Here is a 12486-nt window from a genome sequence, read left to right as displayed (position 1 = left end):
GTCCGGCGGGGAAGGAGCGCCGACGGCGCCCATCACGAGCCCAACGGCGCTCGGTAGACGGAGATCTGGTTCTCCGATTCCGCGGTGTACGGTTCGCGCTGCCATCCGCCGTAGCGGTTCTCGAGTTCGAGACCGGCGAGTTTGGCCATCAGGTCCATCTCACTGGGGTGTATGTAGCGGAGGAAGGCCGGCAGCATCGTGATGCCCTGCTCGGTGATCCGCACGTGCTGCTCGAGGACGGTCTGCTTGGCGCGGTCGTGGACGTCGGCCTCGATGGTCACGTGTCCGACGCCCACGTCGTAGACGTGGGCCCGCGATCCCCGGTGGAAGCGGGTGACGTCGGGAACGAAGGCTTCGACGACGAACCGGCCACCGGGCTCCAGCGCCTTCGCGGCCTGCCGGAAGCAGGCGATCTGCTCCTCCTGGTCAGCCAGGGCGTAGATCGTGTTGAGGACCAGGACGACGGTCCGGTAGCTGCGCGAAGTGGTGAAGTCGCGCAGGTCGCTCCTCTCCACCGGGATGTCCTTGCCGCCGGGCTTCTCCCTCAGGCGGGCGATCATCGCCTCGGAGATGTCGATGCCGTGGACCTCGACACCCCGTTCGACCAGCGGTACGGCGATCCGTCCCGTGCCGATGGCCAGCTCCAGGAGCGGTTCGTCACCCGCCAGTTCGGCGAGGAAGTCGACGGCTTCCTTCGGGTCCGGCCAGGGCTGCTCGTCGTAGGAATTCGCCCAGCGGGCGCCATAAGTTTGTTCGTTCCAGGTCACCGCCCGATGATAACCATCAAAGATCCTTAGCAATATGGCTGTTGGAGGAGTGATCCGAATCGGAACGCCACTCCTCCCGGGGGCAGGCCCCGAGTTCGCGGCCCAGCTTCTCCACCACTTCGAACACCTCCGGGCGTTCGGACGGCCGTCCGCCGGCGCCGAGGTAGAGGCGGACCGTCAGGCTGTGCCGACCGGGCCCGTAGGGCGCTCCGGCGAAGTCCTCCACGGACCGGGCGTCCCGAATCCCCTTGACGGACCGGGCCACCGCGAGCATCTGGTCGGCGGTGACGTCCGTACCGATCACGAAGGAGCGGTCGATCGTGGCGCTGCCGTACGGCCGTTCGGCGCGCGCGGGCCTCCCCCTCCTGGTGACGCGGGCGCCCTCCAGGACCGCGTCCAGGGCCAGCTCCGCGGACACCGCCCCGTGCTGTCCCGTCCGGCGGCGGCCCGTGGGGGGATGCAGCCGCAGCCGGCCCACCACTCGGCCGCCGGCACCGAGCAGCGGGGCCTCCAGGGCTCCGCGGGGGACGTTCCCGACCCGCACGTCCGCTCGGAGCGCGTCGGCCGCCACGTCGACGGCGCGGCGCACCAGGGCCAGTGCGGCCGGCACCGACCGGCCGGTGCGTCCTCCGGTGCGTACCGCGATGCCGAGGTGCAGCCGCTCGGTCGGCAGCGCCGCACCGTCCGGGGCCGAGAAGACGGTCCCGATCTCGAACACGCCCCAGGGCCGCTCCCGGCCCTGTTGGAGGGCCGGCAGTCTGCGCTCCGGCGCGAGCAGACCGGTGACGAGGTCGGAACGCAGGAACACCCCGGTGGCACGGACTTGCGCGACCCGCCGTGTCCCGCCATCGCGCGGGGGTCCGCCCTCCCTGAGGCACGGCGTGCGCGCCTCGAAGAAGCCGAGTGCGGCAAGGGCCGGACCCACCCGGTGGGTCGCCGGGCGGCGCGGCGGTGAATGCCTGCGGAACGCCGGCAGGGAGGCGGCGCCGCTCGCTTCGGCCCCAAGGCACCGGGCCAGGTCGCCGATGCATGCGCTCGCCCCGAGGGAACCGCGCCACCAGGGGAGTTCGAGGCGGTCTTCGTCGGACAGCAGGCCGCCCCACGCCCGGACCACCTGGGCGAGCCGGGGACGGTCGGGCTCCGGTCCCCATGACTCCCGCCATCTGGACCACAGGTCGTTCAGCACCTGGGACGGCCGGGCCGGACCGCGTCCCCAGACCAGCCCGGCGGGCGCGGATCCACCGCCGCGGGTCCCGGGTTCGCCGAGGGCCGCGCCCACGGCGGCCACCAGACGCCGGGGAACGTGTTCGCCGGTCATCTCCTCGACCGTGGGAGCGTTCAAGGTCGCCTGGAGACACTCACGGCCGTCGACGACCCGCACCGTGAGAGCGGCACCCCAGGTCACGAGCGCCCGCGCCTCGAGCGTGTCCCGCCGGGAGGCGTACCACTGGCTCCGGCCCGCATCGAGCGGAACGCGCGCGGCGACCGCCCCGTCCGGGACGTCGGTCCAGGTGCCGGGTTCCGCACGGCACGTCCGCGCCGGCGCCGCCACGGGCGGGCCGAGAGTCCCCTGCGACGGTTGTCCGACCGCCGCCCGGATGATGCTGGCCAGTCCCCAGGTGTGGTGGGCCATCGCCCACTCCTTCGGGGCCCCCACCTCGATGTCGCCACCGTGGGCGCGTGCCTCGACCCCGCGCTCGCGCAGCAGGGAGGCGGCCTCCGTGGCCGACAGCAGCCCGTCGGCCCACCCGGACGAGGGTGACGGCACCAGGGTCGTCCTCATGGTGTCCCCCAGCTGTGGACGAGGGCGGGCTCCGCCGTCGTCAGCAGACTGATGTCGTCCAGTCCCCACCGCAGCAGGACCACCCGGTCGACCGAGAGCCCGCACGCCACCGCCTGCCCCTCCCGGAGGGTCAGCGCCGATCCGTCCAGAACGGCGGCGGGCAGGACGCTGCCCTGGGCGATTTCCAGCCAGCGCGTCCCGCGGCACAGGGCGCACTCGTCATCCGGTCCGCAGCAGCACCCCGCGTGAAGGCTCCAACCGGTCAGCCGCCCTTCCCGGGTCTCGGGCCGGATCTGCACCGGCCAGTACTCTCCGAGCGCTTCCCGCGCCAAGAGCCTCAGCAGGTGCGTGAGATGCGCGGGGCGTACCTCATCGCCCGTCAGCACCACGTCCATCTGGGTGAACTGCCAGGCGCTGCGGGCCGACCGGCGTTCGTGCCGGAAGCAGGGGCCCACCACGAACGCCCGCACCTCGTCCGTCTCGGTGGCCGCGAGCAGGCGGGCGACGCCTGCCGAGGTGTGGCTGCGCAGCAGATGGCCGTCGTCCAGCCAGAAGTTACGGCGCCCGTCACGGACCGCAGCGCCCTCCGGTACGCCGAGCCGGTCGAAGTTGTACTCCGCGGACACCACGACAGGGCTGTCGAACTCGTCGAATCCGTAGGACTCGAGCACGGCCCGCAGCTCCTCCGTCACCACGGACACCGGGTGCATGCCCCCGGTCCCGAGCGGCGGCGGACGCAGCGTCAGGTCGACCGTCCACTGCTCGTTCTCCGCCACGTCCCTCGCCTCCATGCTCGAACCGTCCGCCGTCCGCCGTCCGCCGTCCGCCGTCCGGGCGCCGGGCCGGCGAGGTTCGATCCCCGGAAAGACGGAACGGCCCACCGACCGGGCCGGCAGACCGTGAGAAAAGACCGATGCTGGAGGGCGCGGCTCCCGGTTCCCGGGTCCGCGCCCTCCGAGACACCGGTCAGGCAGCCTCGTTGACGGACACGATCTCGATGTCCCGCTCGGTGACCAGCTCGTTCACCAGGTCCTGGATGCTCATCTCGTACACCTCCTCCCAAGATTGACGAGACAGACTGTACCCAGTGACAACGGCTCCAGTCGATCAATTCATGCAAAGGAAAAGACAGTTCAGGAGGCCGTGAGAACGACTCGGACCGAAATCCCTTCCTTCGTCCGCCCGTCGAGCAACTGGGTAAGACGCTCGCGCACCTCACCGAGGAGGTTCCGCACACCGTCGGCGGGATCCAGGTCCGCGGCAGCCTCCACCCGTGCCTCGATCGCGGTGAGTTCCCGTCCTCGCGTCTCGGGACGCAGGGAGATCAGCGGCGCGCCCACCGGCGCGCGGCCCTCACCGACCGGCGCGTGCGCGAGTCCTGGCACATCCTCCACCGCTTCGAGCACCTCGATCTCACCGAGCAGCAGCTCCCCGTCGCACAGCACGCTGGCGCGGGCCCGCCCGACGTAATCGAAGGTCAACTCGTTCGGCAGGCAAGGTGACTGCGCCCGCCGCACGATGTCTCCGGTGCGGTAGCGGATCATCGGCTGAAGCTGCGAGAAGGGGTGCAGCTCGGTCAGCACCAGCTCCCCTACGTCAGTGGCCGGCTCGTCCCCGTCCGTCCGCAGCACCTCGGCGACGACGACGGGATCGAGGTGGTGGTGCCCGCAGTCGTAGCACAGGGTGGCTCCGCCCAGTACCTCGGACATGCTGAACCGTTCGACGAGCCGCGCCTCCCAGTGCTCGCGGAGCAGGGCTCGCTGACCGGGAAGGAGGGCACTGTTGTAGACGCTGATGACCTCGATGCCGAGTTCCCGCGTCGGCGTCCCCCGCTGGATCAGCTCCTGGGTCAGCAGGATCGCGCCACCGGGGCTGGCGGACAGGACGCGTTGGAATCCCTCCCCGAGCAGGGCCAGTGACGGGCTGGTGAGAAGGTCCACCGACGCGGCCAGCCCTTCGGTGGAGAAGAGGTCCACCGCGAGCCGCATGTCGTCCGTCTCGACGGGGAGCACGGAACCGTGGATCGTGATCGGCGCCCCGCTGATCTGCAGCATCGGGGGCACCGGCCTCCCCCTGTGAGCGGCGGTGGCAGTCCGCACACTGCGCAGGTACTCGGAGTACGCCTTGATCTCCTCCCGGCCCCTGACCCGGAAGAACGGCCGTCCGGTGGTCCCGGTCGAGTGACCGACGTTCGCCGGCACCCCACCGGGGCGCAGTGTGGACGCGAGGTCGTCGAGCAACTGCTTCTTGGTGACCGTGGGCAGTTGCTCCAAGCTCAGTTCGCGTCCCTCCCAGTGCCGTGCGTAGAAGGGGATCTCACGGGCCGACTCCAGGGTCGGCCCGAGAAGCCGCGAACGGAACCGGTCGGTCGGGCTCTGGGCGGTACCGGTTTGAGCGTCGTTCGTCACGCTGCGGTTCTCCTTCTCAGCCGGGTCCGGGTGCGGACAACATATGTGATCGCCTGTGGCACCATGTCCCGAAGCCTCCGACAGACAGAGCCTGCGCATGGACATCGACCTCAATGACCCCGCGACACTGCTTGACCCCTACCCCGCGTACTCGCTGATCCGCGAGACCGGCGCGTGCGTATGGAACGAGGGCGCGGAAGTCTGGATGGTGGCGCGTCACGCCGAGGCGATGGCCGTGCTCAACGACGGCGAGACGTACTCGTCGTCGATACTGGCCGAGGACCCCGGCCCGTGGTTCGGCGGGGCGCCCACGATGATCTCCTCCGACGGCGACACCCACAGACGGCTGCGGTCCGCGGTCCGTCACGTGTTCGCGGCACGCAGGATGGCACGCCGTGAGGAGGTCGTACGCGCGGTGGTGGAGGACCAGTTCCGGCACACCTGTGTGGAGGAGCGCCTGCGCTCCGGGGAGACGGTGGACCTGGCCTCGGAGGTTCTGGCACGGATACCGATCCTGGTGACGGCACGGCTGCTCGGCATACCCGAAGGCTGGCTGGAGACCTTCACCGAGGTGGCGACCGCCCTGGTCGTGTACACGGGGGCCGGTGAGGCCTCCACCGATTCCGTGGACATGTCCGCGGCAAAGTCGGCCGCGATCGCCGCCAACGAGACCCTGTGGGCCTGGACCCGCGAGCGTCTGAGCACCGGGCCCGCCGGGGAGCACGACGTGCTGTCGTCCCTGTCCCGCGCCGTGCGTGACGGCTCGCTCGCGCAGGACGAGGCCGTGGCGACCGTGGTCCTGCTCATCCTCGCAGGCACCGACTCCACCATGAAGTTCCTGACCATGGCGCTCCGGCTGCTGATCCTCCACCCGGAGGCGAGGAAGCACCTGGAGGCGCTGGGGCACACCACGACCGACGCCGTCGAGGAACTCATCCGCTTCGGGGGCCCTGTGCAGCTCGACGCCCGGCGGGCCACCCGGCACCACGTGCTGGCGGGCGCCACGGTCGCGGCCGGAGACGACGTGTGGGTCCTCACCGCGGCGGCCAACCGCGATCCGCGGGTCTTCCCGGATCCCGACCGTCTCCTCCTGGACCGGCCGCCCGTCCCCAATCTGGGTTTCGGCTGGGGCCGCCACTACTGCATGGGCGCCCCCGCCGCACGCCTGCAGACGGCGGCCGTGCTTGACCACTTCCTGCGGCTGCCGCGCGACCTGGAGGTCGTTTCGACCGAATGGGGCCGGGGCATGTTCGTGCGCGGTCCGGTCTCCCTGATGCTGCGTGCGGTCTGACGTCACGCTCCGCACCGGCCGTTCCCAGGACGTTCTCGGCCCTCTGGCCGGACCGGCCTCAAACCTCCCGGCCCTCCTGTCCGCCTCCGAACAACGGCGTTACTCCCGCCTGCGCACCGCGGAGGGCAGGAACGACTTCCTCGCCGCGCGCGTTCTCGCGCGCCGGCTGGTCGCGGACGTGACGGGCGCCGACGCCGATGCCGTCGCGCTGGCCCAGAGCTGTCCGGTCTGCGGCTCCGACGGCCACGGTCCGCCCCGCGTACTGAACGGTGACGTCCAGGTGAGCTGGGCGCACAGCGGCGGCGAAGTGGTGGCGGCCGTGTCGGAGCGGCACCGCGTCGGCGTCGACATCGAGCTTCTCGACCGGTTCCCGGTCACCCCTACCTTGCTGACGGCCGCCCTTCCGGAGGTCGAGGCCGAGCGGGTGCTCGCGGCCCAGGACATCCGCCGCGCGTTCCTGCGGCTGTGGACCACCAGGGAGGCACTGGTCAAACTGGGCAGCGACCTGTTGGCCATGACCCGCGCGGACCGGCAGCAACTCGCCGAATCCGTCGGCGCCACGGACTACTGGGCCGAGGACCGCAGCACCTCGGTCATCGGCGTGGCCGTGGGTCGCGCGGCGATCCGCGCGACGGGTTGATCGGTGTCACCGGCCGGGGACGAGGCAGGTGCCGTCCGGCCATGTCGGACGCCGGGCGAAGTGGGCCCCCACGGCCACGACCATGAGGGTGGCGGTGATGCCGCCGAGAGTCATGACCGTGGACGGGGAGGTGCGGTCCAGGGTGAAGCCGCCCACCAGCGCCCCGAGTGAGATCGTCGCCTGGAAGGATGCGGTGAACAGCACCGAGGCCGCCTCGGGCGCACCGGGGGCCGCCTTGGCGAACCAGGTCTGGGAGGAGACGGGGACCGCGCCGTACCCGACGCCCCAGACGACCAGCAGGGCCACGACGCCGAGTTCCCAGCGCCCCAGTACCGGCAGCAGGAGGGCGGCGACCGCGATCATGCCCGCGGCGACACCGAAGGCGGCCCGGGGGCGGCGGGCGACCATCGCTCCGCCCAGGAAGTTCCCGGCGATGCCCGCGGCGCCGTAGATCAGCAGGAAGACGGTGATCATCTGGGGGCCGATACCGGTGACCTGCTCCAGGAACGGCGTCACGTAGGTGTAGGTGCCGAAGTGCGCCAGCACGACCAGGAAGGTCAGCAGCAGCGCGAAGCGCGTGTTGACGTTGCCGAACATGCCCCGCAGCACGCTCAGTCGGGTCGCCCGGTCCGGCGGCAGCGGCGGCATGACCAGCATCAGCATGGCCAGCACACCGACCGTCAGGACGCCCATGACGACGAACGCCGTGCGCCATCCGGCCAGGTCGCCGATGAAGGTGCCGGCCGGCACGCCGAGCACCGAGCCCAGCGGCACCGCGGAGAAGATCACTGCTGTGGCGCGGCCGACCGACTCCGCGGGCACCAGGCGTTCGGCCAGCCCGGCACCGATCGACCAGAAGCCGCCGATGACGATGCCGACGACGGTCCGGGAGAGCAGAACGAGCCAGTAGTCCGACGCCACGGCGGCCAGGAAGTTCGCCACGGCCAGCAGGAACATGAACACGCACAGCATCAGACGGCGGTCGATGCGCGCGGTCGCCACGGTGACCACCGGTGCGGAGACGGCCGCGAGGAAACCGGGCATGGTCATCATCAGGCCCGCCATCCCGTCCGAGACGGTGAAGCTCGATCCGATCATGGTGAGCAGGCCGATCGGCAGGATCTCGGTCGTGACGATCGAGAAGATTCCCAGCATCACCGAGACCACGGCCAGCCATCCGGCCAGCGGGGATCGGGCCGGCAGATCGGTTCCGCCGGGGTGGCGCGTGACGGCGGTGTTTGTCGAGGCCATGGGTTCCGTCCTGTGAAGGGCCTGTCGTCGTGTGATCAGTTCAGCAGGCCCCGGGCGGCGAAGACTGGCGGATTCGCGACATCACCCTTGCGGTACGAGGGCGGTGTCACGCATCCGCCGAACCGCCGTCGGACCATCACCGCCGGTCAGAGGAGCCGGTTCCGGAACTTCGCAGCAGCGGCCCGTACCGGGCGGGCAAACCCCGGCCATGGGCGGCTTCGGCGAGTCGGCGGCCCCCGCACTCCGGGGTGGCTCCAGGGGAAGGCGCAACAGGCCGACCTCGGCCGCCGCGCCCTGACCCGTCACTTCCGCGCCGGTACGGGGACGGCCCCCTCCAGCGGCTCCTGGCGCAGCGTGTCCGGCCGGCCCGGCGCCTGCTGGAGACCACACGTCTGAGTGTGGAGCAGATCGCCGTCCGGACCGGCACGGCCGCGGCCGCGGCCCCGCGCCGGCACTTCGGCCGCACGGTGGGGGTTCCGTCCGAGTCCCGCCGGCGCCGCTTCCGCATCCGGGGAGAGGTGGGAGGAGTCAGACCGGTGGGCGCCCCCGTCGCCCCAAGACAGTGATCCCCGCCGCCCGGGGAACGGGCCGGGACGCCGCGGGCGTCCACCAGGTCGAACCGGCCGCACCACGGCCGGCCCCACGTCCGAGTCCGTCGTCGATGAGGAGCACACCTGTGAACACCGCGGACACCTCCGCCCAGGCCGTTCCCCCGGAGGCCTTCTACCACGATCTGGGACACGGCCGGTATGCGAGCGGTCCGGCCACCGCGGGACCCTGGAGCCCCAAGTGGCAGCACGGCGGGCCGCCCTCGGCCCTGCTGGGGAGGGCGATGGAACGGCACGAGCCGCGGCCGGGCTTCCGGATCGCCCGGATGACGGTGGAACTACCACGCCCGGTGCCCGTCGCCGACCTCCACGTCAGCGTCCGGACCGTGCGCTCGGGCCGTCACGCGGAGCTGCTGGAAGGGCAGATCGACTCCGGCGGGGAAACGGTGATGCTGGCCCGTGCGTGGCGGATGGCCGCCGGCCCGCCGGACACGCCGTCCTTGCGCTCGGCGCCCCCCGCGCCGCCCCTGCCCGAAGCCCAGCCGGCGCACACCATGGCCGGCGCGCACCTGGCGGGCTACATCGCCGCCATGGAATGGCGTTTCGAGCCGGGCACGGGGTTCGACACCCCGGGGCCCGGCACGGCCTGGGTGCGTCAGCTCGTCCCGCTGCTGGCCGGATGCGAGGACACACCGCTCACCCGTGCGCTGACCGTGGCGGACAGCAGTTGGGCGGTCGCCTTCGAACTGGACCACCACCGTCGGCTCGTCATCAACACCGACGTCACGCTCGCCCTGCACCGCGACCCGGTGGGCGAGTGGCTGTGCCTGCGGTCGGCCACGGACGCCAGTCCGCACGGATCGGGGCTGGCCGTGGGGCGCCTGGACGACACGGCCGGCGACTGCGGCCGTGTGGTGCAGACGCTGCTGGTCGGCCAGCGCCGGTGAACACCGACCGCACGCGGAAGCCGCCGGTCCTCGGGGGGCGCGAGGGCCGGCGGCCGGGGGTGGTCCGGGGAAGGTGCGGCGGTTCGGGGGGGGGGGGGGGGACGGGCGTCCGGAGCCCGTCACTCGGGCCGGTGGGCCAGGAGCTTGCGGGGACCGCGGAAGGGCACGTCGGCCGGGAGGTCGAAGTCCTGGTCCTGGGCCATGCGCATCCCGGACGCCCGCTGGCGCCAGGAGATCGAGGGCGATCCGCGCCTCCATGCGCGCGAGCGCGGCGCCGATGCAGCCGTGGACGCCCTGTCCGAAGGCGAGGTGCTTGCGGGCGTCGCCGCGATGGACGCCGAAGGTCTCGGGGTCCTCGAAGTGCCCGGGATCCCTGTTGACGAGCTCTTGACCGACGCTCCGGGGGGCTCCGTCGTGCACGGCGGCTCCGGCGACGACGAAATCCGCGCACACGGTCCTGGGCGGCGTCCTGGGCGGCCCGGGCTCAGATGTTCTCTCGGGCGGCCCGGGCGCCGACAGGGGCATCCGGTAATCGCCGCTGGCGCGGGGCGGGGGCGGCGGATCGTGCGCACCGTGAACCGATGCACAGCCGCCGCCCCTGCCCTCACAACCACAGCCGCAGCCGCAGCCGCAGCCACAGCCTCGATGAGCGACGTTTCCGCGGCCGTGCCGGAACGCCTCTGCGCGAAGGCCTCCGCCGCCGCTACCGCTCCTCGTGCTCACCGCCGGACCCGGACGGTTGGGCTCCGGACTCGGACGCGGAGGCGACCGGAGCGGTGCCGGATGCCAGGGCGCGCGGTGCGGGGCGCAGCCGGTAGGCCACGACGGCGATGACGGCGAGCAGTACGGCCAGTCCTGCCCACACCTGGGTCTGGGTGACGTTGAGTCCGGCGCCGGTGACGCCGGGGGTACGGCCTCCGTCGCGGCCGGTGGCGGCGACCACCAGCAGGCCGACGACGGTGGCCGCGGCGGCGGACCGTCCTGCCAGGCGGGCAGCCAGCGGCAGTGCGCCCGGGCGTCTGGCGGCGTCGCGCAGGTGCAGGCGTTCGCCGGGCCGCGCAGGGGCCAGCAGGCGCGCCAGGAGCAGGGCGGCGACGGGCAGTTGGAGGAGCCACACCGTGGTGCGGAAGGCCCCGTCGTACCAGACGTTGGTGCCGTACAGCAGGGTGTGCCAGACGCTCAGGACGTAGACGACGATGACGAAGCGGTGCAGGGCCCGCCACATGCGGGAGCCGGTGGTCTGCCGCAGGTAGAAGGCCAGGCCGAGCGGGATGGCGAGGTAGAGGGCGAGCAGGCCGATCAGGATGGCGATCCGGCCGGTTCCGGAGGAGTAGACGCCTGGGACGAAGACCTCCGCGAAGGAGGTGAGCAGCCGGCCGGGCCAGGACAGCCCGTCCTTGTCGGTGCGCACCAGTTCGGCGAAGAACAGGGCGGCGTGGGCGGACATCAGGCCGATGGTGGTCAGGCTGGTGGTGCGGTGCCAGCGCTCGATCCGCGCCGCCGGCAGCCGCAGCCATCCCGGTCTGGCGCTCGACCTGACCAGGCCGAGCATGACCGTGATCCAGGCCCACAACAGGCCGGACCAGCCGAACGCCTGGCACAACCAGTACATCCAGTACCGGTCGGCGTCCGCCAGATCGGGCATCACCTGGAGCGTCATGGAGGCGCCGGAGGACACGCGCGCGTACAGCCACGCGAAGACGCCCGCGGTGATCACCAGCGCGGCGGTGGCGTCGGGCACCGCCGCCCGCAGATCCGCCCGTAACGCGGACCGGTCGAACCGCTGACGTCGCCTCGCCTGGACCGGTGTTTCCACCATGGGGCACCGCTTTCTCGTGTGGGGGGTGAACGGCTTTCCCGATCAGGCGTCCGCCTGCCAGCACGCGGAACCGCTCACGGGCGCCCCGAGAGTAACCAGGAGCCGCGGCCCCGGGAAGGCCCGCACGGCGCGGCGCGTCTTTCTCCGGGAGGCGACCGATTCTTCACACCTCCTTCACCACTCCGGTGGGAACCGCGGCGGGGAAGCGTCCGACGCCTGAAGTGTGGGCGCCTGTGCCCAGCGGTCCTGACCGGTCCCGGAATCGAGGTGTCAGTGGCATGCACTGGTACGAGGACGACACGCTCTGGTCCGATTTCTCCGAGACGATGTTCTCGGAGCGCAGACGCGCGCAGGCGGCTTCCACCGTCGCGAAGTCCCCGCTGCTGGACTTCCCCGCCGGGACCCGCGTACTGGACCTGTGCTGCGGCCCCGGCCTGTACCTGGTGCCGCTGGCGAGCGGCGGGTGCCGGGTGACCGGGGTCGATCTCAGCCCCGTCATGCTGGAGCGGGCCCGCACCGCCTGTGAGGAGGCCGGGGCCGAGGTGCGGCTGGTGCGGGCGGACATGCTGACGCACGTCGAGCCGGAGTCCTACGACGTGGTGCTGAACGTCTACACCTCCTTCGGCTACTTCGACGACCCGCAGGACAACCTCCGGGTGCTGCGCAACGCCCACGACTCGCTGGTGCCGGGTGGGCGGCTGCTGGTCGACGTGATGGGCAAGGAGGTCCTCGCCGGCTGGATCGGCCGGCCCCAGCTCGTCGAACTCGACGGCGGCGCCTACGTGGTGCAGCGCGACACCGTCCTGGACGACTGGACGCGGCTGCGCACCGACTGGACGCTGGTGCGCGGCGGAACGGCGCAGGAGGCGTCGATCACCTCCTTCGTCTACAGCGCGGCCGAGCTGCGAGCGATGTTCGAAGCGGCGGGCTTCACCGATGTGGAGTGCTACGGCGACTTCGACGCCGCTCCCTACGACCACCACGCGCGGCGGCTCGTGGTGCGCGGCACCCGGCCGGAGGGACGGTGAACTC

Annotated in this window: 10 protein-coding genes and 1 pseudogene; 4 read left to right on the top strand and 7 right to left on the bottom strand. The window is 71.9% G+C overall.

Annotated features, from left to right (window positions below; all coding sequences use genetic code 11):
• Positions 1-32 precede the first annotated feature (32 nt).
• The 4 genes from QPK52_RS26060 to QPK52_RS26045 all read right to left on the bottom strand — a co-directional run bounded on the left by QPK52_RS26060 (position 33) and on the right by QPK52_RS26045 (position 4958).
• Entirely contained in the window at positions 33-767 is a 735-nt protein-coding gene (locus tag QPK52_RS26060; protein ID WP_410539952.1) for a class I SAM-dependent DNA methyltransferase, read from the bottom strand.
• Between the two features lie 16 nt (positions 768-783).
• Entirely contained in the window at positions 784-2550 is a 1767-nt protein-coding gene (locus tag QPK52_RS26055; RefSeq protein WP_410539951.1) for a hypothetical protein, read from the bottom strand.
• A complete protein-coding gene (locus QPK52_RS26050) occupies positions 2547-3341 on the bottom strand; it encodes a hypothetical protein (RefSeq protein WP_410539949.1) in 795 nt (264 codons plus the stop codon). Before QPK52_RS26050 ends, QPK52_RS26055 begins: the two co-directional genes overlap by 4 nt.
• A gap of 342 nt (positions 3342-3683) precedes the next feature.
• Positions 3684-4958, bottom strand: a complete 1275-nt coding sequence (locus tag QPK52_RS26045) for a hypothetical protein (RefSeq protein WP_410539947.1) — start codon at positions 4956-4958, stop codon at positions 3684-3686.
• A 97-nt stretch (positions 4959-5055) separates the two neighbouring features.
• Between QPK52_RS26045 and QPK52_RS26040 the strand changes: the two genes are divergently transcribed.
• Positions 5056-6249 (top strand): cytochrome P450, encoded by a 1194-nt coding sequence (locus QPK52_RS26040; protein WP_410539945.1) that lies wholly within the window; start codon positions 5056-5058, stop codon positions 6247-6249.
• Complete coding sequence (locus QPK52_RS26035) at positions 6239-6889, top strand: 4'-phosphopantetheinyl transferase family protein (protein ID WP_410539944.1); 651 nt, start codon at positions 6239-6241, stop codon at positions 6887-6889. The genes QPK52_RS26040 and QPK52_RS26035 overlap by 11 nt, the downstream gene beginning before the upstream one ends.
• Positions 6890-6895: 6 nt before the next feature.
• Here QPK52_RS26035 and QPK52_RS26030 read toward each other — a convergent pair whose 3' ends face one another.
• Entirely contained in the window at positions 6896-8140 is a 1245-nt protein-coding gene (locus tag QPK52_RS26030) for an MFS transporter (RefSeq protein ID WP_410539943.1), read from the bottom strand.
• A 676-nt stretch (positions 8141-8816) separates the two neighbouring features.
• Here QPK52_RS26030 and QPK52_RS26025 point away from each other — a divergent pair.
• Positions 8817-9635, top strand: coding sequence for a thioesterase family protein (locus QPK52_RS26025; protein ID WP_410539942.1), 819 nt, complete (start codon positions 8817-8819; stop codon positions 9633-9635).
• 294 nt (positions 9636-9929) lie between these two features.
• Here the strand turns inward: QPK52_RS26025 and QPK52_RS26020 are convergent.
• Together QPK52_RS26020 and QPK52_RS26015 are read right to left on the bottom strand one after the other, a co-directional pair.
• Positions 9930-10160 (bottom strand): annotated as a pseudogene (locus QPK52_RS26020) (hypothetical protein); the annotation flags it as partial.
• A gap of 178 nt (positions 10161-10338) precedes the next feature.
• A complete protein-coding gene (locus QPK52_RS26015; RefSeq protein WP_410539941.1) occupies positions 10339-11454 on the bottom strand; it encodes a ferric reductase-like transmembrane domain-containing protein in 1116 nt (371 codons plus the stop codon).
• A gap of 278 nt (positions 11455-11732) precedes the next feature.
• On the opposite strand from QPK52_RS26015, the gene QPK52_RS26010 reads away from it, so the two are divergent.
• Positions 11733-12482, top strand: a complete 750-nt coding sequence (locus QPK52_RS26010) for a class I SAM-dependent methyltransferase (protein WP_410539939.1) — start codon at positions 11733-11735, stop codon at positions 12480-12482.
• The last annotated feature ends 4 nt before the right edge of the window (positions 12483-12486 follow it).

It is taken from the genome of Streptomyces sp. KL2 (assembly GCF_046529545.1).
Taxonomy (GTDB): Bacteria; Actinomycetota; Actinomycetes; order Streptomycetales; family Streptomycetaceae; genus Streptomyces; species Streptomyces radiopugnans.
The sequence above is the reverse complement of the archived record's forward strand: the minus strand, read 5'-3'. Positions and strand labels throughout refer to the sequence as shown.

What these genes read in the sequence shown, in the direction of transcription:
- QPK52_RS26055 (WP_410539951.1), bottom strand. Translation starts at nt 2,550, where the DNA reads ATGAGGACGACCCTGGTGCCGTCACCCTCGTCCGGGTGGGCCGACGGG.
- QPK52_RS26050 (WP_410539949.1), bottom strand. Translation starts at nt 3,341, where the DNA reads ATGGAGGCGAGGGACGTGGCGGAGAACGAGCAGTGGACGGTCGACCTG.
- QPK52_RS26040 (WP_410539945.1), top strand. Translation starts at nt 5,056, where the DNA reads ATGGACATCGACCTCAATGACCCCGCGACACTGCTTGACCCCTACCCC.
- QPK52_RS26030 (WP_410539943.1), bottom strand. Translation starts at nt 8,140, where the DNA reads ATGGCCTCGACAAACACCGCCGTCACGCGCCACCCCGGCGGAACCGAT.
- QPK52_RS26015 (WP_410539941.1), bottom strand. Translation starts at nt 11,454, where the DNA reads ATGGTGGAAACACCGGTCCAGGCGAGGCGACGTCAGCGGTTCGACCGG.
- QPK52_RS26010 (WP_410539939.1), top strand. Translation starts at nt 11,733, where the DNA reads ATGCACTGGTACGAGGACGACACGCTCTGGTCCGATTTCTCCGAGACG.